The organism is Sphingomonas sp. UYEF23 (assembly GCF_040546165.1).
In the GTDB taxonomy this organism is placed as follows: domain Bacteria; phylum Pseudomonadota; class Alphaproteobacteria; order Sphingomonadales; family Sphingomonadaceae; genus Sphingomonas; species Sphingomonas glacialis.
This window is the reverse complement of record NZ_JBEPNG010000002.1, coordinates 57,839-79,745: the sequence shown is the minus strand read 5'-3', so window position 1 is coordinate 79,745 and position 21,907 is coordinate 57,839. Positions and strand designations below refer to the sequence as shown.

Annotated in this window: 20 protein-coding genes; 13 read left to right on the top strand and 7 right to left on the bottom strand. The window is 66.8% G+C overall.

The features are described 5' to 3' along the window. Positions 1-106 precede the first annotated feature (106 nt). Positions 107-2,479, bottom strand: coding sequence for a TonB-dependent receptor (locus tag ABIB28_RS03560; protein ID WP_133190086.1), 2,373 nt, complete (start codon positions 2,477-2,479; stop codon positions 107-109). Between the two features lie 170 nt (positions 2,480-2,649). Here ABIB28_RS03560 and ABIB28_RS03555 point away from each other — a divergent pair, with 170 nt between their 5' ends. Together ABIB28_RS03555 and ABIB28_RS03550 are read left to right on the top strand one after the other, a co-directional pair. Further along, entirely contained in the window at positions 2,650-3,846 is a 1,197-nt protein-coding gene (locus tag ABIB28_RS03555; RefSeq protein ID WP_189675514.1) for a toxic anion resistance protein, read from the top strand. Between the two features lie 4 nt (positions 3,847-3,850). After that, positions 3,851-4,543 carry a hypothetical protein gene (locus ABIB28_RS03550; RefSeq protein WP_354286451.1) on the top strand — a complete coding sequence of 231 codons (693 nt, stop codon included), beginning with the start codon at positions 3,851-3,853 and terminating at the stop codon, positions 4,541-4,543. A 71-nt stretch (positions 4,544-4,614) separates the two neighbouring features. On the opposite strand, the gene ABIB28_RS03545 is transcribed toward ABIB28_RS03550, so the two are convergent. After that, complete coding sequence (locus tag ABIB28_RS03545; RefSeq protein WP_354286449.1) at positions 4,615-4,980, bottom strand: hypothetical protein; 366 nt, start codon at positions 4,978-4,980, stop codon at positions 4,615-4,617. Between the two features lie 183 nt (positions 4,981-5,163). Between ABIB28_RS03545 and ABIB28_RS03540 the strand changes: the two genes are divergently transcribed. From ABIB28_RS03540 to ABIB28_RS03515, 6 genes are all read left to right on the top strand, one after another. Continuing rightward, the gene (locus ABIB28_RS03540; protein ID WP_354286447.1) at positions 5,164-6,585 is read left to right on the top strand and encodes an amidohydrolase; all 1,422 of its coding nucleotides are present in this window, start codon (positions 5,164-5,166) and stop codon (positions 6,583-6,585) included. Further along, positions 6,582-7,877 carry an amidohydrolase family protein gene (locus tag ABIB28_RS03535; protein WP_354286445.1) on the top strand — a complete coding sequence of 432 codons (1,296 nt, stop codon included), beginning with the start codon at positions 6,582-6,584 and terminating at the stop codon, positions 7,875-7,877. The genes ABIB28_RS03540 and ABIB28_RS03535 overlap by 4 nt, the downstream gene beginning before the upstream one ends. Before the next feature lie 138 nt (positions 7,878-8,015). Then, positions 8,016-8,855 (top strand): hypothetical protein, encoded by an 840-nt coding sequence (locus ABIB28_RS03530; RefSeq protein WP_354286443.1) that lies wholly within the window; start codon positions 8,016-8,018, stop codon positions 8,853-8,855. 58 nt (positions 8,856-8,913) lie between these two features. After that, positions 8,914-9,522 carry a hypothetical protein gene (locus ABIB28_RS03525; protein ID WP_354286441.1) on the top strand — a complete coding sequence of 203 codons (609 nt, stop codon included), beginning with the start codon at positions 8,914-8,916 and terminating at the stop codon, positions 9,520-9,522. Next, a complete protein-coding gene (locus ABIB28_RS03520; protein ID WP_354286439.1) occupies positions 9,522-10,592 on the top strand; it encodes a spermidine synthase family protein in 1,071 nt (356 codons plus the stop codon). Before ABIB28_RS03525 ends, ABIB28_RS03520 begins: the two co-directional genes overlap by 1 nt. Positions 10,593-10,812: 220 nt before the next feature. Continuing rightward, positions 10,813-12,258 carry a DEAD/DEAH box helicase gene (locus ABIB28_RS03515; RefSeq protein ID WP_354286437.1) on the top strand — a complete coding sequence of 482 codons (1,446 nt, stop codon included), beginning with the start codon at positions 10,813-10,815 and terminating at the stop codon, positions 12,256-12,258. Between the two features lie 33 nt (positions 12,259-12,291). On the opposite strand, the gene ABIB28_RS03510 is transcribed toward ABIB28_RS03515, so the two are convergent. Continuing rightward, a complete protein-coding gene (locus tag ABIB28_RS03510) occupies positions 12,292-12,957 on the bottom strand; it encodes a nitroreductase (RefSeq protein ID WP_354286435.1) in 666 nt (221 codons plus the stop codon). Positions 12,958-13,060: 103 nt separating this feature from the next. Here ABIB28_RS03510 and ABIB28_RS03505 point away from each other — a divergent pair, with 103 nt between their 5' ends. The 3 genes from ABIB28_RS03505 (at position 13,061) to ABIB28_RS03495 (ending at position 15,691) form a co-directional block, all read left to right on the top strand. Then, entirely contained in the window at positions 13,061-14,233 is a 1,173-nt protein-coding gene (locus ABIB28_RS03505) for an acetyl-CoA C-acetyltransferase (RefSeq protein WP_354286433.1), read from the top strand. A 115-nt stretch (positions 14,234-14,348) separates the two neighbouring features. Continuing rightward, positions 14,349-15,131, top strand: coding sequence for an SDR family NAD(P)-dependent oxidoreductase (locus ABIB28_RS03500; protein WP_354286432.1), 783 nt, complete (start codon positions 14,349-14,351; stop codon positions 15,129-15,131). Positions 15,132-15,262: 131 nt separating this feature from the next. After that, positions 15,263-15,691 carry an acyl-CoA thioesterase gene (locus ABIB28_RS03495; RefSeq protein WP_133190112.1) on the top strand — a complete coding sequence of 143 codons (429 nt, stop codon included), beginning with the start codon at positions 15,263-15,265 and terminating at the stop codon, positions 15,689-15,691. Here the strand turns inward: ABIB28_RS03495 and ABIB28_RS03490 are convergent. The 3 genes from ABIB28_RS03490 to ABIB28_RS03480 all read right to left on the bottom strand — a co-directional run bounded on the left by ABIB28_RS03490 (position 15,686) and on the right by ABIB28_RS03480 (position 19,340). Then, entirely contained in the window at positions 15,686-16,780 is a 1,095-nt protein-coding gene (locus ABIB28_RS03490) for an FUSC family protein (RefSeq protein WP_354286430.1), read from the bottom strand. The two genes, ABIB28_RS03495 and ABIB28_RS03490, sit on opposite strands and share 6 nt — an antisense overlap. Before the next feature lie 218 nt (positions 16,781-16,998). Then, complete coding sequence (locus ABIB28_RS03485) at positions 16,999-17,787, bottom strand: crotonase/enoyl-CoA hydratase family protein (protein ID WP_354286428.1); 789 nt, start codon at positions 17,785-17,787, stop codon at positions 16,999-17,001. Between the two features lie 17 nt (positions 17,788-17,804). Next, positions 17,805-19,340: an acyl-CoA synthetase gene (locus tag ABIB28_RS03480; RefSeq protein WP_354286426.1), complete on the bottom strand. Its 1,536-nt coding sequence runs from the start codon at positions 19,338-19,340 to the stop codon at positions 17,805-17,807. 152 nt (positions 19,341-19,492) lie between these two features. On the opposite strand from ABIB28_RS03480, the gene ABIB28_RS03475 reads away from it, so the two are divergent. Together ABIB28_RS03475 and ABIB28_RS03470 are read left to right on the top strand one after the other, a co-directional pair. After that, positions 19,493-19,930 carry a PaaI family thioesterase gene (locus tag ABIB28_RS03475; protein ID WP_354286425.1) on the top strand — a complete coding sequence of 146 codons (438 nt, stop codon included), beginning with the start codon at positions 19,493-19,495 and terminating at the stop codon, positions 19,928-19,930. Beyond that, entirely contained in the window at positions 19,930-20,307 is a 378-nt protein-coding gene (locus tag ABIB28_RS03470) for a PaaI family thioesterase (protein ID WP_133190120.1), read from the top strand. The genes ABIB28_RS03475 and ABIB28_RS03470 overlap by 1 nt, the downstream gene beginning before the upstream one ends. Before the next feature lie 114 nt (positions 20,308-20,421). Here the strand turns inward: ABIB28_RS03470 and ABIB28_RS03465 are convergent, their stop codons facing one another. Then, positions 20,422-21,648 (bottom strand): PQQ-dependent sugar dehydrogenase, encoded by a 1,227-nt coding sequence (locus ABIB28_RS03465; RefSeq protein ID WP_354286422.1) that lies wholly within the window; start codon positions 21,646-21,648, stop codon positions 20,422-20,424. Between the last annotated feature and the right edge of the window lie 259 nt (positions 21,649-21,907).

The window sequence follows — 21,907 nt, the reverse complement described above, 5'->3', positions numbered from 1 at the left end:
CTCGTCACCCTCGCGAATGCGAGGGCGCCGCTTCTGCTGCTGGCTTTGGCAGAAGAAGCGGGATCCCCGCGTGCGCGGGGATGACGGGCGGTGGGCTAGTCTTGGATCAGAACTTGCCGGCGACTTCGACGCCGTACACGCGCGGTTCGCCGCGGATGTAGGTCGGGATGCCGAAGCCGCCACCGGTGTTGCCCGCGTCGATCAGATACTTCTTGTCGAACGCGTTGCGGGCAAAGCCGCCGATCCGGTATTTCCCCTGCGCAATCTCGACGCCCGCGCGGACGTTGACGAGCGTGTAGCCGCCCTGGCTGATCGCCTCCGAGTTCGGCAGTTCGAAATACTGCTTGCTCTGATACGTCGCCGACGGCGTCGCATAGAAGGTCAGGTCGCCCGCCGGAACGCGCAGCGTCGCGCCGCCCGAGGCGCTGTATTTCGGCTGCAAGCGGAACTGGTCGCCGGCATAGACGCCGTACGATGCATTGTTGGCGATCTTGCCGTCGACATAGGCGAACGCGCCGAACACCTGCAGGAAGCGGCCGAGCTTGAGATTGCCCTCGAACTCGACGCCTGGGTTTTTCGCCTTGCCGGCACTCTGCGTGGTGGTGACGCCGTTGTTCGTCACCGACACCTGGAAGCCGTTATACGCTTGATAGAACACGCCGAGCGATCCGGTGAACGGCCCGACCTTGCCCTTGATGCCGCCTTCGTAGTTCCACACGACTTCGTCGGGCACGACTTGCAGGTTCGGCACGACCACCCCGCCAACCGTCGTCGCGGCGAGCTGTACCACCGGCGAGCGACGACCCTTGCTGATCGTTGCGTACAGGTTGATCGAATCGCTGACGCGGTAGAGCGCGTTGAAGCGCGGCAGCACCGCGGTGAAGCTGCGCTGCGCGTTGAAGATCGTGCCGTTGGTGTTCGCGGTGCCGAGCAAGCTGCTGCGTACCCCGAGCGAGGCCAGGAGCGTCGAATTGGGCTGGACCGAACTGTAGCCCGACTTGCGCTGCTCGATCAGCAACCGCGCGCCAGCGGTCAGCTCGAGCCGCGGGGTCGGGATGTAGGTGCCGTCGGCGAACACCGAATAGGTGTCGTTGGTGCCGTAATTGGTGAACACCGATTGATACGGAATCTGCGTCGCCGCGCCGCGCGTCAGCACCGCAGTCGCGCGCGCGGCGGTCACGGTGCCGTTCGGCGCGACACAGCCCGAAACGCCGCTTGCCGCGAGCGACGCGCGAACGCCGGCATAGGCCGCCGAGACCGAGCAGCCGAGATAGGTCCCCTCTTCGGTCGAGAAGGGCACGCGCTGGAGGTTGTTCTCGAAGAAGCCGTTCCAGCCGAACGAGGCGCGATATTTGTCGCCCGAGAAGTTGAAGCGGCCCTCATGGCTCCACTGGTCGCCGCGCGCATCCTCGGCGAATTCGAGATACCAGGCCGGACCGCCATCGGCATCGAACACTTCGTTGCTGTTGAACTTGCGATAGCCGTTGACGGTGGTGAAGGTGACACCCGGCGCCAGTTCCCAGGCGAGCGTGAAGTTGGCGTCATACACGTCGCGCTTGAGGCCGAGCTTGGCGGCGCCGAGCACCGAGGCGCTGTACGGCGAGCCCGACAGTTCGGCATAGCTGTAATCGCCGCCATTGCCACCGGTCGGCGCCAGGGCGCGCGAGCGGAACGCGGTGCCCGGGTTGCGCTGGCCGTCATAGGTCAGCACCAGGCTCGCGGTGATCGCATCGGTCGGGGTCCAGCGCAGCGAACCGCGAATGCCGCGCTGGTCCTGGCCGTTGAGATCGTCCTGGTCGATCTTGCCCTGATTCTGGTTGGCCACCTTGGGGTCGCCCGCGATATTGCGGACGAAGCCGTCATGATATTTGTACGCGAAGGCGAGCCGCCCCGAGAGCGTGTCGTTGCCGAGGTTGACGAAGCCCGACACCTGGCCGCGATGGTAATTGCCGTACGATCCCTGGAGCCCCGCCGAGGTCCCAGCATGCGGCTGTGCCGAGATCAAATTGACCGCGCCGACCGCCGAGGCAGTACCGAACAGCGTCGCCTGTGGTCCCTTGACGACTTCGATGCGCTCGAGATCGTACAGATCCTGATACGCACCGCGCGTCCGCGAGATGTCGATGCCGTTATAATAGATCGACACGCGCGCGCCCTGCTGCGCCGAGCCGCTGTCCGAGGTGATCCCGCGGATCACGAAGCCGGGATTGTTGTCGCTCTGCTCCTGGATGCGCAGGCCGGGGATGTACATCGCGACTTCGGCGAGCGAATTGACGCCGAGCTCCTGCATCTTCGCGCCGGTCACCGCGGTGACGGTGATCGGCACGTCCTGAATCTTCTGCTCGCGCTTCTGCGCGGTGACGACGATGTCGCCGCCTTCTTCGGGCGCGCTCGGCTGGAGCGTAGATTGCGCAAGCGCGGCGGTGGAAGTGCAGCCGAGCAAAATGCCGGCAAACCCAAAAGAGACAGAACGACGCATCACAGAACCCCTGTTTTTTTATCTTGCTGCAGCGCGGTACGGGCAAGCTGCGTCGGATTCGCGTCAATTTCGTTACGGTTAGGTTACGATGTGCGTATTACCACAATGACACACTTGAACCGCAACGCGATCCCCTTCATCTAAGGAGCGATATTACCTGGAGGGAAGACATGGCGACCGCTGCCGACACCGACGCGACCGCGCTGGTCCTGACGCCGCCCGACCCCGTTCCCGTGGTCGCGCCCGAAAAGGCGATCGGCCTGGTGCCGGTCGACGACGCCGTCCGTACCCAATTGCAGACCAAGGTCGCAGGCTTCGTCGACGATCTCGTCGCGCAGGACGTCAACAGCCCCGAATTCGGCAAGCGCGTCGATGCGATCGCGGCGATGGGCCAGAAGGAAATCCGCGCCGCGGCCGACCAGTCGAACCGCTTTCTCGATCGCCCGGTCAAGGCGATGGACGGCGAAAGCGGCGTTGGCGCAGACCTCACCGAACTGCGCCGCACGATCGAGAAGCTCGATCCGTCGGTGAACAGCAAATTGCTCTCGGGCCGCGGCATGTTGAGCAAGGTGTTCGGCGGCGGGATCAACACCTATTTCGACAAATACCGCTCCTCGCAATCGCACATCTCGGCGATCCTCAAGACGCTTGCGCGCGGCAAGGACGAGTTGCTGATGGACAATGCCGCGATCGACACCGAGCGCGCCAATCTGTGGGCGGCGATGGGCCGGCTCGAACAGATGATCGTGCTGTCGAAGGAGATGGACGCCCGGCTCGAAGACAAGGCCAACGACCTCGACCATAGCGACCCGGCCAAGGCCAAGGCGTTGCGGGAAAGCGCGCTGTTCTACGTCCGCCAGCGCACGCAGGATCTGCTGACGCAAATGGCGGTGACGGTGCAGGGCTATCTCGCGCTCGATCTGGTCAAGAAGAACAATGTCGAGCTGGTGAAGGGCGTCGATCGCGCCTCGACCACCACGGTCTCGGCTCTACGCACCGCAGTGACGGTGGCGCAGGCGCTGGCGAACCAAAAGCTCGTGCTCGACCAGATCACCGCGCTCAACTCGACCACCGCCAATATCATCGATGCGACCGGCAAGCTGCTCAAGTCGCAGACCGCGACGATCCACGAACAGGCCGCCGCCGCGACGATCCCGGTCGAGACGCTGCAGCGCGCGTTCCAGAACATCTATGATACGATGGATGCGATCGACACGTTCAAGCTGAAGGCGCTCGATTCGATGAAGAGCACGGTTGGCACGCTGTCGAACGAAGTCGAGAAATCGAAGGGCTATATCGCGCGCGCGCAGGGCGCGATCGAGAACAAGGGCGCCGGGGGCGACGCGTTCAAGCTGGAGGCGCTGTAAGGCCATGACCGACGTCGACCGCCAGATCGCACGCGCCGGAGATTTGCTCGACCGCACCCGCGCCGAGCGCCAGGCGCTCACCGCTCGCCGCCTCCACGGGGTGAGCGTTGCACGCCGCCTCGCGCTGGCGGGCACGGCCGATCTCGCGATCATCGTTGCGGCGATCGCGGTCGGCTGGTTCGTGCCAATCGGCATGGGTGGCGCGCTGCTCGTCGCCGCGCTGCTCGCGGTGGTGACGGCGTTCCTGCTGTTCGCGACGCTGACGCCGGCGGTCCGCGTCGAGCAACTGACGCAAGTCCCGCTCAAGGCGCTGCCGGCCAAGACCGAACAGTGGCTCGACACGCAGCGCAAGCTGCTCCCCGCACCTGCACAGACGCTGGTCGACGGCATCGGCGTGCGGCTCGAGACGCTGTCGCCGCAACTCGCGAGCCTCGACGAGGGCGAGCCCGTCGCGATCGAAGTGCGCAAGCTGATTGGCGAGCAATTGCCCGAATTGCTCAAGGGCTATGCCAAGGTCCCGGCCCCGCTGCGCGGCGTCGCGCGCAACGGCAAGAGCCCCGACGCCCAGCTCGCCGATGCGCTCAGGCTGATCGATGAAGAGATCGGCCAGATGTCGGCGCAGATTGCGCAAGGCGATCTCGATTCGCTCGAAACGCGCGGGCGCTTCCTCGAAATCAAATATCGCGACGAGGTCTGACGCGCGGACCTAGCCGACGCTTCGGCGCCGCTCCGACGCGGCCGCACGCGGGCCCCGGCACCGGGATCCGCTCACTCCGGCAAAGCCAACCACGCTCGCGCCGGGGCGACCGCCAGGAACACGCGTAACCGCGGGTGGACCAGCGTGCGCTCCGCCTGCGCCTTGTTGAGCTGGCTTCCCACCACCACCGCGGCGCGGCCGGTGGTCATCGCCATGCCGCCCCGCATGATCTGCGTCAGCAAATCGGCGACATCCATCGCCTGGACGGGAAAATCGAGTGATTCGACACAGACGTCGAAATCGTTGCGGATCGCCTTGGCGGCCAGCACCTTAAGTCCGACGTCGCGCGCAAAGTCGGTAACGTCCTCGGGGTTCCAGAACCCGGCGACGCGCAAGGTGAGACAGTTGGCGTTTCGATCATAGTCTACGTGAAACATGGGCCCTCGATTGGCGGCCCCAACGCACCAGGCACACCGCACTGCGCGCGCCCTACGCCAGCGCGACGCGCACGCAAAGCCTGGCATGAAATCCGCTCTGCCTGCGCGCCGCATGATTGACAGCGTCCCGCTCCTCCCGGATTACTCGACCAATACAGCGCACAGCGCGTCAAAGGGGGTCGCATGAAGCGTATCGGTTGGACCATGGTGGCGCTCGCCACGTTGCTCGCAAGCTGTGCAAGCGATGGCGAGCGCCCGGCGAGCGCATCGACCAAGCGGAGCAAGAGCGGCCCCGGCGCTGGTAAGGGCTATTCGCACGATCCCTTCCCCTCGACCTACAAGGCCTATCCCGGCACGCCGACGCTGGTCACGCATGTCACGATCTTCGACGGCGAAGGCGCGCGGATCGATGATGGCTCGGTGCTGTTCGCCGACGGCAAGATCGAGCGCATCGGCCAGAGCATCGCCGCTCCTGCCGGTGCCACGGTGATCGACGGTACCGGCAAGACGCTCACCCCCGGCATCATCGATATCCACAGCCACCTCGGCGATTACCCTTCGCCCGCGGTCGAGGCCAATTCGGACGGCAACGAAGCGACCGGTCCGGTCACCGCCGACGTATGGGCCGAGCATAGCGTCTGGCCGCAGGATCCCGGCTTCAGCCGCGCGCTTGTCAATGGCGGCGTCACCACGCTGCAGATCCTGCCCGGCTCGGCCAATCTGATGGGTGGCCGGTCGGTCGTCCTCAAGAACGTCTATGCGCGCACCGAGCAGGGGATGAAATTCCCCGGCGCGCCCTACGGCCTCAAGATGGCGTGCGGCGAGAACCCCAAGCGCGTCTATGGCAGCAAGGGGCGCGAACCCTCGACGCGAATGGGCAATATCGCGGTCGACCGCCAGACCTGGGCCAAGGCGGTCGAGTACAAGCGCAAATGGGACAAATACGAAAAGGACGGCGGCGATCCCCCCGGCCGCGACATCGCGATGGATACGCTCGCGGGCGTGCTCGGCGGCGAGATCCTCGTCCAGAACCATTGCTACCGCGCCGACGAAATGGCCATCGTCATGGATATGGCCAAGGAGTTTGGCTACCATGTCAGCGCGTTCCACCATGCGGTCGAGGCGTACAAGATCGCCGATCTGCTGAAGGGAAACGGCACCTGCGCGGCCGTGTGGTCCGACTGGTGGGGCTTCAAGATGGAGTCGTACGACGCGATCAGCGAAAATCTCGCGCTGCTCCAGGCAAACGGCGCGTGCGCGATGATCCACTCGGACGATCCCAACGGCATCCAACGCTTGAACCAGGAAGTCGCCAAGGCGCTCGCCGCCGGTCGCCATGCCGGGATCGACATCTCCGATGCAGTCGCGTGGGAGTGGCTGACCTATAACCCCGCCAAGGCGCTCGGCATCGCCGACAAGACCGGCAGCCTCAAGCCCGGCAAGATGGCCGATGTCGTGCTGTGGAACGGCAATCCGTTCAGCGTCTACACCCGCCCCGAAAAGGTGTGGATCGACGGCGCGCTGCTCTACGACGCCAACGATCCGAAACGCCGCCCCGTTTCCGATTTCGAACTCGGCCAGCCCGGTGCGGGAGATACCAAGTGAAGCGCCTCCTGCTCCTCAGCGCGGCCTTCCTCGCCGCGCCCGCCGCGGCGCAAAGCGTCGCGATCACCAACGCCAAGCTCGTCATCGGCGATGGCTCCGCACCGATCGAGGGCGGCACCGTGATCGTCCGCGACGGCCGGGTCGTCGCTGCGGGCCGCTCGGTCGCGGTGCCCGCGGGGACTGCCACGGTCGATGCCGGCGGACGCTGGGTCACGCCGGGGATCGTCGCGGGCTTCACGCGAATGGGGATCGTCGAATCCGACGGAGTCGAGGAAACCAATGACACCGCCGCGCGCGGCAGCCCGTTCCATGCGGCGATCGATGTCGCCCCTGCGGTCAACCCGGCGACCTCCTCGATCCCGCTCAACCGCGCCGAAGGCATCACCCGCGCGATCGTCGCGCCCGACACTGACGGATCGATCTTCGCCGGCCTGGGCGCAGTGATCGATCTCGGCACGGACCGATCGCCGATCACCAAGCCGCGCGCCTTCCAGTTCATGGAATATGGCGGCGGCGGGTCGCGTCGCGGCAACAGCCGCCCGGCGATGATCGCGGTGTTCCGCAACGCGCTGGCGCAAGTGAAGGACTATGTCCGCGCGCCTGCCGCCTATTCCGATCAGGGCAAGGATGCGTTGCTGACGCGCGCCGATGCGGCCGCGCTGGTCCCCGTCGCGTCGGGGGCGATGCCGCTGCTCGTCCATGTCGAGCGCGCCTCGGACATGCTCGCGCTGATCGATTTGAAGCGCGACTATCCTGCGCTCAAACTCGTCTTCGTCGGCGCAGCGGAAGGCTGGCTTGTCGCCAACCAGATCGCCGCTGCGCGCATCCCCGTCATCGCCTCGGCACTCACCGATTTGCCCGCGTCGTTCGATCAGCTCGGCGCGACGCAGTCGAATGTCGGGCGGTTGAAGGCGGCGGGCGTGCTCGTCGGCATCGGCACGATCAATGACGACGAGGCGCGGCAGGCGCGGCTCGAAAAGCAATATGCCGGCAACCTCGTCGCGCTGACCAAGGTGCCGGGCGCGACCGGCCTCGACTGGAACGCCGCGTTCGCCGCGATCAGCTCGGTGCCGGCCGAGGCGATCGGCATGGGCGACGAGATCGGCTCGCTACGCGCCGGACGACGCGGCGACGTGGTGATCTGGGACGGCGATCCACTCGAGCTCGGCAGTGCGGTGGCGGCGGTCTATATCGACGGCGTCAAGCAACCGCTGCGCACGCGACAGGATGCGTTGCGCGAGCGGTATAGGGTGCCGCAAGAAGGTACGCTGCCCAAGGCGTATGAGCGCTAACAGAGCTCAACGCTCTATTTAAACAAGCCACGCTTCGAACGTAGGTATATTACTGATAATAAGAGGTTTTATACCCTGATCCGTTGATTTTTCATCCGAATCGGCCCAATTTCACAACGGGGCGTGAGGGGAAAAGCGATGGGGGTTCTGGCCAACCAAGTCGTGGCGAAGTTCGCCCCGAACGCGAAGCCCGCCTACGTCGCCGCTTTTGCAGACCCCGCCGGTCTGCTGGCGGCGGCGGGGATCACCACCCCGCTGCGGCTCGCGCATTTCATGGCGCAAGCGCTGCATGAGACCGGGGGGTTGACGATCCTCGTCGAAAGCGGCCGCTATTCGGCCAAGAACCTTGGCGCGATGTGGGACTCGGGCAATTGGCACCGCTATTTCCCCGATCGCGCCGCCTGCGTCGCGATGGCCGAGCAATGCGCGATCGATGGCGGCATCGCGCTGTTCAGCCTGGTGTACGGGAACCGCATGGGGAATGGCCCGCGCGAAACGCAGGACGGCTGGCGCTATCGCGGGCGCGGTGTGCTTCAGACCACCGGCCGCGACGCCTATGCGCGCTTCGGCGCGCGCTGCCACGTCGATTTCGAGGGCCACCCCGATCTGGTGGTCGATGCAGCGCATGCGCTCAAGCCCGCCTTGCTCGAATGGAGCGCCAAGCATCTGAATGCCGCGGCGGACAATAATGACATCGAGACGGTCACGCTCGGCATCAATGGCGGGATGATCGGCATGGCGCAGCGGCGCGCGTGGTTCGCGCGGATCTGGCCGTTCATCATCGGCGCGGCGCCGCTCGAACACGGCACCGAATGGAAGGTGCAGAGCGCGCTGGTCGCAGCGGGCTATCATCTTGGCCTGCCCGACGGCGTGGTCGGGCCGGCGACTCGCCTCGCGATCCTTGCCTATCGCGCTGCCAAGGGGCTTGCCCCCTCCCCGCAGGTCACACCCGATCTGGTCCACGCGCTGGGCGTCTAACGCTCGCCGATCCGCACCGCGGCGCGCGGCGCAACATAGTTGAACGGGGGAGATCGGAATGGACATGGAACGTTTCTGGCGGTGGGTACGCGGCGACGTTCCCCCGGTGCGCGCGTGCGATCAGGCCGTGGCGCGTCAAGCCTATGCCGATTATCTCCACGCGCAGATCGTGGGCTTCGCACCGACCAATGCCGACGTTCTGCTCAAGAAGCTGACCACGTCGAGCGACGCCGACTCCCCTTGCATGACCGCGCCCTTTCCAGAGCTGATGGGTGTCGAGACCAAGCTGGTCGAAGCGATTAGCGACGATCTGATCGACCGCACCTATTGGATCGTGCGCGAACGCTTCAATCGCGTCGTCGGTCCCGCTGCGATCGCGCAGCATCTCGCTTGGTCGCCGGCGGCGCTGGCCGAGCCTACCAAGGCGCCGGTCGCTGAAACCATTCCATCCCGGGATACGCTATCACCCGCTATCAGCGACGACCCTGCCACCGTCGACCCCGATGCGCTTGCCAGCGATGCCGGCGACCGCGAGGCAGCGCTCCGGCGCGACCAATCGGCCGAGATCGCAGCGCACGAAGCACAAGGCGGCGCGGCCGATGCCGCGACGTCCGACGACACGGCGCAGGCACCAGCATCCGACGTCGCCCAGCAGGAGAAGCCCTGATGCCCGATCCCAGCCCCAGCGAGATCGCGCTCAAACGTCGCGACATGCAGGCGATGCTCAGCTTCATCCAGGGCGCGCGGATCGTCAGCATGGCGCGCGAAACCGCGGTGAGCCAGATCCAGGCATGGTTGCTCGGACGCTTTTGGTGGAGCTTGGTCAGCACGGCGATCGCGATCACGACCATCTGCGCCGCGAGCGCGCTGTGGACCGGGATCGCGGCAAATCGGGGGTTCCTGTGCGGCATCGTCTTGCTGTTGCTGATGGCGCGTGTCGGCGCACTGATCAGCATCGGGCGCCGCATCAAGGACGAGGATATCGGGCAAAGCGTCGGCGCCGATGCGATCTATGCGCTGGCGACGCTCGGATCGGGGATCAACGGACTCGCGATCGCATTGATGTCGTCGAATGCGTTCGGCCTCGTCATGTATGCGCTGTTCGCGTCGGGACTGCCCTCGGCAGTCGGCCTTACGGGTGGGGTCGCTCCAACCTTCCGGCTAACGCTCGAGGCGCTGCGCACCAAGATGCACGTCGATCAAGCTGCCGCAGACGATCAGCAACAGCGGGCACGCGCGTGTGGTGCAACGCTTGGCAACCCGCCTGCCCCAGGAGAGAAGGCTGCACAGACGGCCGCTGCAGCGACGACCAGCAGCGTCGAACCGCCCGCCGAAAATGCCGCGGAAAGCAACGCCACCACCGCCGATGGTGACAGCGCCGCACCTGATAACGCGGCGGCATCCCCAACGCCAACGCCTGCTGTGTCTGCTACGCCCGACCCGGCCGCGGACTGCGCGCGCCAGAAGCGTTTGGCCGATCTTTCAACCATCGACGCGCGCAGTTCCGAAAATGCCTATCTCACCGCCAGCGCAATGCCGCCCCGTACGGGCAGCACTGGTGATGCCGGCCAGCAACCGATCCTGAGCGCGCTGAAAAATGGCCTCGGCCTCGCCGAGCAATCCGATCTGTTCAAGCTGTTCATCTGGGCGTTCATCGCGGGGTTTGCCGAGACGCTCGTCCCCGACATGCTCGATGCGCTCGCCAAGCGCGGCGAGAAGAGCAAGGAGAAGAGCTGACTCGGCAGGCATTCCGACCCTGATCTTGACGGATCGCGGGTTGCTCGCTATATGCGCCCCATCGAAGCGTCATGCAGCGTGATGGGTCCTTGATAGGTCCGGCTCCGCCTCGGTCGTTACCACAACGGACCTCCCTTTTCACGCGGGGTGTCATATCTCCCCCCGCCATTCGTGCGTCGATGATGCGCGTCCATGGCCTATGCAATGGACTAACCTACCCATGACTTTCGCTCAACTCGGCCTTGCCGAGCCGCTCGTCCGCGCGCTCGAAGCCAAAGGCTATACCACCCCCACCCCGATCCAGAAGCAGTCGATCCCGATCCTGCTCCAGGGCGGCGATCTGCTCGGCATCGCGCAGACCGGCACCGGCAAGACCGCAGCCTTCGTGCTGCCGTCGATCCAGCATCTGGTGAACAACGAAAAGCGCGTCCTGCCGACGCATTGCCGCATGCTCGTGCTCGCGCCGACGCGCGAACTCGCCAGCCAAATCGCCGAGAGCTCGCGTGACTACGGCAAGTTCTCGAAGATGTCGGTCGCGACCGTGTTCGGCGGCACCAGCATAAACAAGAACCGCCAGGACATGGCGCGCGGCGTCGACATTCTCGTCGCCACGCCGGGCCGTCTGCTCGACCTGATCGAGCAGCGTTTCGTCAGCCTCGCGATGCTCGAGATCCTCGTGCTCGACGAAGCCGACCAGATGCTCGACCTCGGCTTCATCCATGCGCTGCGCAAGATCGTCCGCATGCTGCCGAAGCAGCGCCAGACGCTGTTCTTCTCGGCGACGATGCCGAACGCAATCCGCGAGCTCGCCAACCAGTTCCTCAACGATCCGCAGACCGTCAAGGTCGCGCCGACGTCGAGCACGGCCGAGCGCGTCGACCAGTTCGTCACCTTCCTCAACCAGGGTGAGAAGCAGGCGCTGCTGACGATCCTGCTGCGCGACGAGAAGGTCGAGCGTGCGCTCGTCTTCACGCGCACCAAGCATGGCGCCGACCGCGTCGTGAAGCTGCTCGCCGCCAATGGTGTCGATTCGAACGCCATTCATGGCAACAAGAGCCAGCCGCAGCGCGAGCGCGCGCTCGCCGAGTTCAAGTCGGGCAAGGCCAAGGTTCTGGTCGCGACCGACATCGCGGCGCGCGGGATCGACGTTTCGGGCGTTTCGCACGTCTTCAACTTCGAGCTGCCGAACGTCCCCGAACAGTATGTCCACCGCATCGGCCGCACCGCGCGCGCCGGCGCATCGGGCACCGCGATCAGCTTCGTGGCGGATGATGAGCGGACGTACCTGCGCGACATCGAGAAGCTGACCAAGGTCAAGCCCGAGATGATGCAGCTCCCCGAAGGCTTCACCGCCGAGGCGGCACGGATCAAGGCGGCGCGTCCGGCCGGTTCCGACACGTTCGAGCGTCGTGATGACTCGGGTCGTCACCGTGCGCCGCCCAAGGCGACGCATTCGGCGCGTCCGACCGGGGATCGCGCGGCGGGTGCCGGTCGCCCGATGGGCGCGCGCCCCGAGGGTGCTGGTCGTCCAGCTGGTGCCGGGCGTCCGGCCGGCGGTGGCCGTCCCGGCGGCCAGGGCCGTCCCGGTGGCGGTCGTCCTGGTGGCGCCGGTGGGCGCTCGGGTGCCGGCGGTGGCGGCGGCCGTCGTTCGCCTGCGGCCGGCTGATCCTCCTGTCCCTCTCCCCTTGGGAGAGGGCGTTTAGGCGTGCAGCGTCAGCCACTCGTCTTCCGGAGCCCGTGCACTGCGTAAGCGGTTCGCGGGCTCTGTCGTATCTTCCACCCCGATCGCCACGCCGCAGAACAGCATCCGTTCGGCCGGCAGCGCGATCGCCTCGCCCACCGTCTCGGGATACATCGCCCAGCATTCCTGCGCGCAACTTCCCAGCCCCGCCTCGACCGCAAGCAGCATGACGTTCTGCAGATACATGCCGAGATCGGCCCATTGCGGCGGCCCCATCCGCCGGTCGACGCTACAGAACAAAGCTGCGGGCGCCCCGAAAAATTGGAAGTTGCGCGCGAACCACAGCCGCCGCGCCGCCTTGTCCTCGCGCGGGATGCCGATCTCGCGATACATCGCCTCGCCCACCGCAAAGCGCCGGTCGCGATACGGCGCGACGAGTTCGCTCGGATAGATATCATACGCCGCCGTCTCGGGCTGGCCCCATTGGATCTTGTGCAGCACCGCTGCCTTCAGCCGTTCCAGCGGCGCACCAGTCAGTACGTCGACATGCCACGGCTGAAGGTTGCCGCCGGTTGCTGCGCGTGCCGCCTTGGTGACGATGCCGTGGAGCACCGCCGGGTCGACCGGATCGCTCAGGAAACCGCGTACCGATCGGCGCGCTGCAATCGCTTCGCTCACATCCATATGCTTGGCCTTTCGATCATCGGGTACGTCGTTCCACCTTGCCCAAGCGCCTGGAGTACGGCAATAGAGGTTGCAAACAGAAACCGATTATGGAGAGTCGAGCATGGCCGAAGCCTATATCGTTGATGCAGTGCGCACCGCGGGCGGCAAGCGCGGCGGGAAACTCGCTGGCTGGCACCCCGTCGACATGGCGGCGTCCGTGCTCGACGCGATCGTCGAGCGTACCGGGATCGACGGCTCCGCGGTCGACGACGTGATCATGGGCTGCGTCATGCAGGGCGGGCAGCAGGCCGGACAAGTCGGCCGCAACGCCGTGCTCGCCGCCAAGAACCTGCCCGACAGCGTGCCCGCCGTGTCGATCGACCGGCAGTGCGGATCGTCGCAGCAGGCGCTGCAATTCGCCGCGCAGGCGGTGATGTCGGGAACGCAGGACATCGTCATCGCCGCGGGCGTCGAGAGCATGACGCGCGTGCCGATGGGCACCACCGCGACGCTGTTCATGAAAGAAGGCCTGGGCAACTACAAGTCGCCGCGGCTCGAGGAGAAATACCCCGGCATCATGTTCAGCCAGTTCATGGGCGCCGAGATGATCGTCAAGAAGCACGGCTTCGACCGCGCGATGCTCGACGCCTTCGCGCTCGAAAGCCATCGTCGTGCGCAGGCGGCGACCGAGCGCGGCGACTTTGCCGACGAGATCATCGCGCTCGAGATCGAGACGCCCGAGGGGATTGTCCAGCACAGCACCGACGAGGGCATCCGCTACGGCGCGACCTTGGAGAGCATCGGTTCGGTCAAATTGCTTCAGGAAGGCGGCAGCATCAGCGCGGCCAATGCCAGCCAGATCTGTGACGGTGCGAGCGCCGTGATGATCGTCAGCGAGGCGGCCCTGAAAGCGCACAACCTCACGCCGATCGCGCGGATCGTCAATCTTACCGTCACCGGCGGCGACCCCGTCATCATGCTCGAGGAGCCGCTGTTCGCGACCGACCGCGCGCTGCAGCGCTCGGGGATGAAGATCGAGGAGATCGACCTGTATGAGGTCAACGAGGCGTTCGCGCCCGTTCCGCTCGCCTGGCTGAAGCACACTGGCGGCGACCCGGCGAAGCTCAACGTCAATGGCGGCGCGATCGCGCTGGGGCATCCGCTCGGGGCTTCGGGGACGAAGCTGATGGCGACTTTGGTGCACGCTTTGCAGAAATCGGGCGGGCGGTATGGCCTGCAGACGATGTGCGAAGGCGGCGGCGTCGCCAACGTGACAATCATCGAACGGGTCTGATCCCCGTCGCCCCGGCGGAGGCCGGGGCCGTCCCGTTGCGACGCGCAACGGTGGCACCGCACCCAACAGACCGGCCCCGGCCTCCGCCGGGGCGACGAAATTAGGGGGACTTCCCATGAAACTCGACACCACCACCGCCGCAGTCGTCACCGGCGGCGCATCGGGCCTCGGCGCCGCCACCGCCCGCGCGCTCGCCGCCAAGGGCGTCAAGGTCGCGATCTTCGATCTGCAGGCCGAAAAAGGCGAGGCGCTCGCTGCCGAGATCGGTGGCGTGTTCTGCGAAGTGAACGTGACGTCGGACGAGTCGGTCGACGCCGGCTTCGCCAAGGCGCGCGCGGCCAACGGCCAGGAAGCCGTGCTCGTCTGCTGCGCGGGGACCGGCAATGCGGTCAAGACCGCGAGCCGCTCGAAGGAAGACGGCAGCATCAAGCATTTCCCGCTCGCCGCGTTCGACTGGCTCATCCAGATCAACCTGATCGGCACCTTCCGCTGCGTCGCCAAATCGGCGGCGGGGATGCTGACGCTGACGCCCGGCGAAGACGGCGAGCGCGGCGCGATCGTGATGACCGCGAGCGTCGCCGCCGAGGACGGCCAGATCGGCCAGGCGGCCTATTCCGCGTCGAAGGGCGGCGTCGTCGGCATGACGCTACCGATCGCGCGCGACCTGATGGGCGAAGGCATCCGCATCAACACGATCCTGCCGGGGATCTTCGAGACCCCGCTGATGCAGGGCGCGCCGCAGGCGGTGAAGGACAATCTCGCGGCGAGCGTCCCCTTCCCCAAGCGGCTGGGCATTCCCACGGAATATGCGCATCTCGCGCTGACGATGCTCGAGAACAGCTATTTCAACGGCGAGGACGTCCGCCTCGACGGCGCGATCCGCATGGCGCCGCGCTGACGTAAACTCCCCTCCCCTTCAGGGGAGGGGTCGGGGGTGGGGCGGGGTCTCACCGAGACCGGGTCGTCGAATTCGCGGCACGGCCCCACCCCAACCCCTCCCCTGAAGGGGAGGGGCTTTTGGAGATTTTCATGCCCCGTCCCGATCCCGCGCGCCTCGACCCCGCGACCTACCCCCATACCGTCACGATCCAGACGCGTTTCCAGGATCTCGACGTGCTCGGCCATATCAACAATGTCGCAATGGCGGCGCTCTTCGAAAGCGGGCGGGTGCGCTTCAACCAGGCGATCAAGCTGCACGGCTGGGCGGGGCATCGCTGGCTCGTCGCGCGGGTCGAGATCAATTATCTTGGCGAGGGCTTCTTCCCCGCCGATGTCGAGATCGCGAGCGGGATCGGCGAGATCGGCACCCGCAGCTGGAACATCCTCTCGGCGGCCTTCCAGAACGGCGCGTGCATCGCGACGTGCGATGTCGTGCTGGTGATGAGCGCGAGTGGCGGGCTCACCGCACTCCCTGACGAATTCCGTGCAGGACTGGAGGCCAACCGCCTGCGGCTATGATGCGGTGGCGGGCATCCGCCGCGACGCAAAGTGCCAGACGAGCAGTACCGGTTCGATCAGCGCCATACCGATGAAAATGCTCGTCAGCCGCTCGAGCGCCGGGCGGATCGCCACCTCGGCATAGCTGTCGGGCACCAGCGTCACCAGGATCGCCAGCGTGAATTGCAGCCCGAGATAGGGCACGCGCCCGCCGGCATTTTCGATATGCCGCCCGATCGCGACGCCGAGGCATGTCCCCGCGATCAGCACGGGCGCCGATCCGTGCGCGACGACCAGCACGGCGGCGGCCAGCGCGCCACCGCCGATGCAGCCGAGCGCGCGGTGCCACAGCCGCTTGCTCACCGGTGCCAGACCGCTGCGCCCGAGCCGCGCCACCGGTACGATCATCACCGTCATCACGGTCACGCTTGCCTGCGCCAATTGCGGGATCCCGAACAGCGCATGGAGCGGCGGCAGCAGCGCGAGCGTCACGCCCGCTTGCGCGGCGTGGCGCGCGGCGTCGCGATGCCAGCCGATCCGCTGCGCCGGCACCGCAGGCGGCGCAGGCCAGCGCCGCCGCACGGTCAGCGTCGAGATCAGGCTGACCGCGACGCACGCCGCCGTGCCCGCAAGCACTTCGAGCAACCGCGTCTGCGCAAACGCCAGCGTGTCGAGCGCAGGATGCTCGAGCGTGTCGAGCAGGATCAGCTCGAAGGTCAGCCCGAGCAGCAGCCACGCATAGGCACGCTTGGCGGTGAGCATCCCGTACAGGCCGATCGCCCCCATCCCTGCCGCCGCGAGCGATGCCATCGGGAGCGAGCGCACCGCATAGGGCACGATTAGCAATGCCGCCCCCGCCCCGACCGCGGTGCCGACGATCCGCAGCAACCCGCGCAACAGCGTCTGCGCGACATGGCCGCGCATCAGCACGAAACCGGTGAACGCCGCCCAGGCGACGCTCTTCGCGCCGATCGTGTGCGCGAGCAGGATCGCCAGCGCGACCGAGGCCACGCATTCGAGCTCGTCGATCATCCGCGGGCCGGGCGAGAAGAAGGTCGAGAGGGCGCGGCCGACGCGGGATTGGAAGAACTGGGTGAGCCGGCGCTGCATCGCGGTGGCTATGGCGCAAAGCGGGCGGCGCTTAAAGGCCACTTCCCGTCGCCCCGGCCTTGTGCCGGGGCCCACCGTGACAACGAAATGCATGCCGCAGGATACGCGGCACGGTGGACCCCGGCACAAGGCCGGGGTGACGAAGAGAGGCGGGGTCGCGGCAGCCAGCGGTGCAGACGGCGGAAGGCGGAGGCTAGACGTCCAGCGGGAGTGCCCGCTTACTCCGCATCCCCGAACCGCGCCGGGCGCTTCTGGATGTTCGCCGCGACCTGCTCCATCATCGGCGGCTGGCCGATCACCTTGACCTGCTCGTCGGTCTCGGCCTCGAGCATCGCGCGCGGGTCGGCGTCGAACGCCATGGAGCACAGCCGCTTGGCACCGCGGATCGCATTGGGGCTCTTGGCGGCGATGTCGTGCGCCAGCGCGAGCGCCGCGGCGTGCGGATCCTCGGCGATGCGCGTGATGAAGCCATGGTGGAGCGCTTCCTCGGCACCGAACTCGCGCGAGGTATAGACAAGCTCGCGCAGCACATCGTCGCGCACCAGCCCGCGCCAGATCGGGAAGCCCGCCATGTCGGGCACCAGCCCCCAATAGCTTTCGCGGATCGCAAAGCGCGTGTCGGGCGCGGCGATGCGAATGTCGGCGCCCGACATGATCTGGAAGCCGCCGCCGAACGCCACGCCGTGGACCGCGGCGATCACCGGCATCGGCAGATTGCGCCAGCCCCAGGTGACGTGCTGCGGCAGGATCGCGCCCTGCTCGTTACGCTCGTTGCGCGACAGCCCCGAGCCGCCGCCCGCCATGCTCGTCATGTCGAGCCCGGCGCAGAACGCGCGCCCCTCGCCCGACAGCACGACGCAGCGCACGTCCTTGCGCGGGTGCAGCGCATCGATCGCCGCGCCGATACCTTCGAACATCGCCGGGTCGATCGCGTTCATCTTGTCGGCGCGCGCGAGGCGGACGTCGGCGATATGATCGGTGATCGTGGTCGATACGCGGTCGTTCATCTGTCTCTCCATCGGCGTCACACGCTCTGCGCGCCGGTCTCTGCCCAATATTGGTCGCGCAGCAAGCGCTTGTACAATTTGCCCGTCGCGTGGCGCGGCAGTTCCGCCGCAAAATCGATCTGGCGCGGTGTCTTCACCCCCGACAGCTCGGCGCGGCACCACGCGGTGAGCTCGGAGGCGAAGGCCGGCCCCGCTTCCGCCATATCGACCGGCTGGACCACAGCAACGACGCGCTCGCCCATTTCGGGGCACGGCGCGCCAATCACCGCGACATCGGCGACGCGCGGGTGGGTGATCAGGCGGTTCTCGATCTCCTGCGGATAGATGTTCACCCCGCCCGAGATGATCATGAAGCTCTTGCGATCGGTGAGGTAGAGATAGCCGTCGCCATCGATCCGCCCGATATCGCCGAGCGTCGTCCAGCCGTGCGCGTTGCGCGCCTCCGCGGTCTTGGCCGGGTCGTTGTGATATTCGAACGGCGTACCGCCCTCGAAATAGACCAGCCCCTGCTCGCCCGGCGGCAGCTCGGCGCCATCTTCGCCGCAGATGTGGAGCACGCCGTACGCCGCCTTGCCGACCGACCCCTTGTGCGCCAGCCATTCGGGTGAGGCGATCGTCGTCAGGCCGTTGCCCTCCGACCCGGCATAATATTCGTAGAGCACCGGACCCCACCAGTCGATCATCGCTTCCTTGACCGGGACCGGGCACGGCGCGGCGGCGTGGATCGCGACCTTGAGGCTCGACAGATCGTGGCGCGCACGCGTCGCCGGATCGAGCTTGAGCATCCGCACGAAATGCGTCGGCACCCATTGGCTGGCATTGACGTGATAGCGGTCGATCGCGGCGAGGGCGGCCTCGGGGTCGAAATGCTCCATCATTACGACGGTGCCGCCGAGCCTTTGCACCGTCATCGACCAGCGCAGCGGCGCGGCGTGATAGAGCGGCGCCGGGCTGAGATAGATGCTGTCGGGACCGAGCCCGTACAGCCCGCGCGCGAGCATCTCGAGCACGGTGCCAGCAGCGATATCGGGATCCTCGGGCAGCGCGACGCGCACGCCCTTGGGGCGTCCTGTCGTTCCCGACGAATAGAGCATGTCGACGCCCGCACGTTCGTCGGCGATGGGCGTATCCGGCATCGCGGCGACCGCGTCTTCCCACGCCGCCCATCCCGCCACCGGTCCGCCGACCGAAAAGCGCGCGAGCTCGGTGCCCAGCGCGGCGGTCACGCTGGCGAGACTGGCCGAGACGATCACGAGTCGCGCGCCCGAATCGTTGAAGATGTAATCGACTTCAGATGCGGTCAGCTTGGTCGAGATGCACACGAAGAACAGCCCCGCACGCTGCGCGCCCCAAGCGATGTCGTAGAAGGCCGGGCTGTTCTCAAGGCACAGCGCGATCGTGTCGCCGGCCTTCAGCCCCTTCGCGCGGAACAGATGCGCCGCGCGGTTCGAGCGGGCGTCGAGCTCCGCGAAGCTGACGCGCTCGCCGGTTTCGGCGACGATCAGCGCGGGTTTGCCGGGATCGGTGCGCGCGTGCACGCTCGGATGCGACATTTCAGACCCTCCAGAACGGCCGCTTGCGGGCCGTTTCGTTTTCTTTTGCAACGCGATGCTATACCGGCGTGCCGAACGCCGCAAGCGGCTCGCCAATGCCACGGCGCTCGCCCCTTGCACGCACGCGGCTTTGCGATACAGCGCCCGGCATCATGGCCGCCGACACCCCCTCCGCCTTCGACCCGCAACGCTTCAGCCGGCTTGGCGTCGGCGGGCATGGCGGCTTGCTCAAGCTGAGCTATCACAGCCACGGGCGCGACTGGGTCGAGCTGCAACTGCCCTATCAGACCGACCTGATCGGCGATCCGGCGAGCGGCGTGCTCGCCTCGGGGCCGATCCTGACGATGATGGACATGGCGACGAGCCTTGCGGTGTGGACCAAGCTCGGCAGCTTCCGCCCGCATGCGACGCTCGACCTGCGGATCGATTATCTGCGCCCCGCGACGCCGGGCAAGACGGTGTACGGCCGCGGCGAATGTTATCGCATCACGCGCTCGATCTCGTTCGTGCGCGGTCAGGCGCATGACGGCGACCCGGCCGATCCGCTCGCGCATGTCGCGGGCACCTTCATGTTCACGGATGCCGCCTGATGTTGCCGCCTTATGCCGACTTGCTGGGGATCGCCGTTGCCGAGGGCGACGATCCGACGCTGTTGACGATGCCGAGCGCGACCAGCCTGCTCGGGCGGCCGGGCTATCTGCACGGCGGCGCGATCGGCGGGATGCTCGAAATGGCCGCGATCGTCGCGCTGCAATATGCGCTGGCCGAGGATGGCGGCGGGCAGATCAAGCCGATCAACGTCACGGTCGATTACATGCGCGGCGGGCGCGAGAAACCGACCTTCGCGCGCGGGGTCGTGACGCGGCTCGGCGGGCGCGTCGCCAATGTCGAGGCGACGGCGTGGCAGGATGATCCGGCCAAGCCCATTGCCGCGGCGCGGATGAACTATCTGATCGTGCGCGGGTAATCACCCGCTACCCGTCACCCCGGCCTTGTGCCGGGGTCCACCGGGACGCGAGAGCATCGGCCGCACCGGGGGCAGCACGGTGGGCTCCGGCACACGGCCGGGGTGACGGGCATGTCACTTCTTCGGCGTCAGCCGCACCAATTTCCCGTCATCTTGCAGCAGCCAGATCGCCCCATCGGGCGCTTGCGCGACGTCGCGAATGCGCGCGTCCATGTCCCACTGGTCGGCGACCGTCGCACTGTCCCCGTTGAGCGCAACGCGGATCAGCGACTCGCCCGACAGCGCGCCGATCAGCAGCGAGCCGCGATACGCCGGGAACATCGCGCCCGAATAATAGGCCATCCCGCCCGGCGAGATCGACGGGTTCCACCACAGTTTGGGCGCTTCGAGATCGGGCCGGCTCGGATGATCGGGAATCGGCTTGCCCGAATAATTGTCGCCGTTCGACACGATTGGCCAGCCGTAATTCTTGCCCGGCAGGATCAAATTGAGCTCGTCGCCACCCTTGGGCCCCATCTCCTCTTCCCACAGTCGGCCATCGGGTGTGAACACCAAGCCGTACGGGTTGCGATGCCCGCTGCTCCACGTCTCCGCGCGCACCCCGCCCGCTGCCGCCATCGGATTGCCCGGCGCCGCCTTGCCGTCGAGCGTCAGGTGCAGGATCTTGCCAAGCGCTTGCTCGGGATCCTGCGCCGGCGTGAAGCGCTGCCGCTCGCCCGAGGAGAGGAAGAGCGACTTGCCGTCGGGTGCGAAGGCGATGTTCGCCCCGAACTGTCCGCCGACACCATCTGATCCGGCGCGCCACAGCACTTGCAGGTCGACCAGAGCCGTTCCGGTGAACTGCCCGCGCGCCAGCGCCAGACTGCTGCCGCCCGGGCGCGGTTCGGAATAGCTGATATAGACGAGCTTGCTCATGGCGAAATCGGGCGCTGGCGCGATGTCGAGCAGGCCGCCCTGATTGTCGTTGAGCACCTTCGGCGCGCCGGTGATCTCGGCGATCGACCCGTCGGCGCGGCGCAGCTTGATCTTGCCCGCCTTCTCGGTGACGAGCGCGCTGCCGTCGGGCAGCACCGCGATCGCGAACGGCTCGCTGAAGGTCGCGAGCGTCGCTTGCGCAAACGGCGGCTTGGTCGCGGCGCGGTTCGCGCGGCCCGTCGTCGCGGGGACGTTTCGGATCGTCGCGGCGGGCGCGTCGTCGGGCAGGCTGGTGACAGGCGCGCGGTTCGGCCGTGCCGTCGGGGTCGGTGCCGCAGCCGCGGCGTTCGATTGCTGCGGCTGCGCGGAGCAGGCCGTCGCGGCCAGCACCAGAGCAACGAAAGGCGTGCGGGACGACGACAACATGGAGTTCTCCTGTAAGTGTTTCGAAAACCGCCATCACCCCGGACTTGTTCCGGGGTCCACCGTGCGACACAGACAGCGGGCGTGGGCGTACGCTGCACCGTGGACCCCGGAACAGGTTCGGGGTGACGCGCTCGCGAGAACGGCTTGCCAGCCCTCGCGCTTGCGCCTATATCGCGATCACTCTCTACATCGTCAGGTGAAGAGGCTGGAGCCCCCCGGTTCCGGCGCCGAGCCCCTTTGCCTAACCGACTCGAGGATT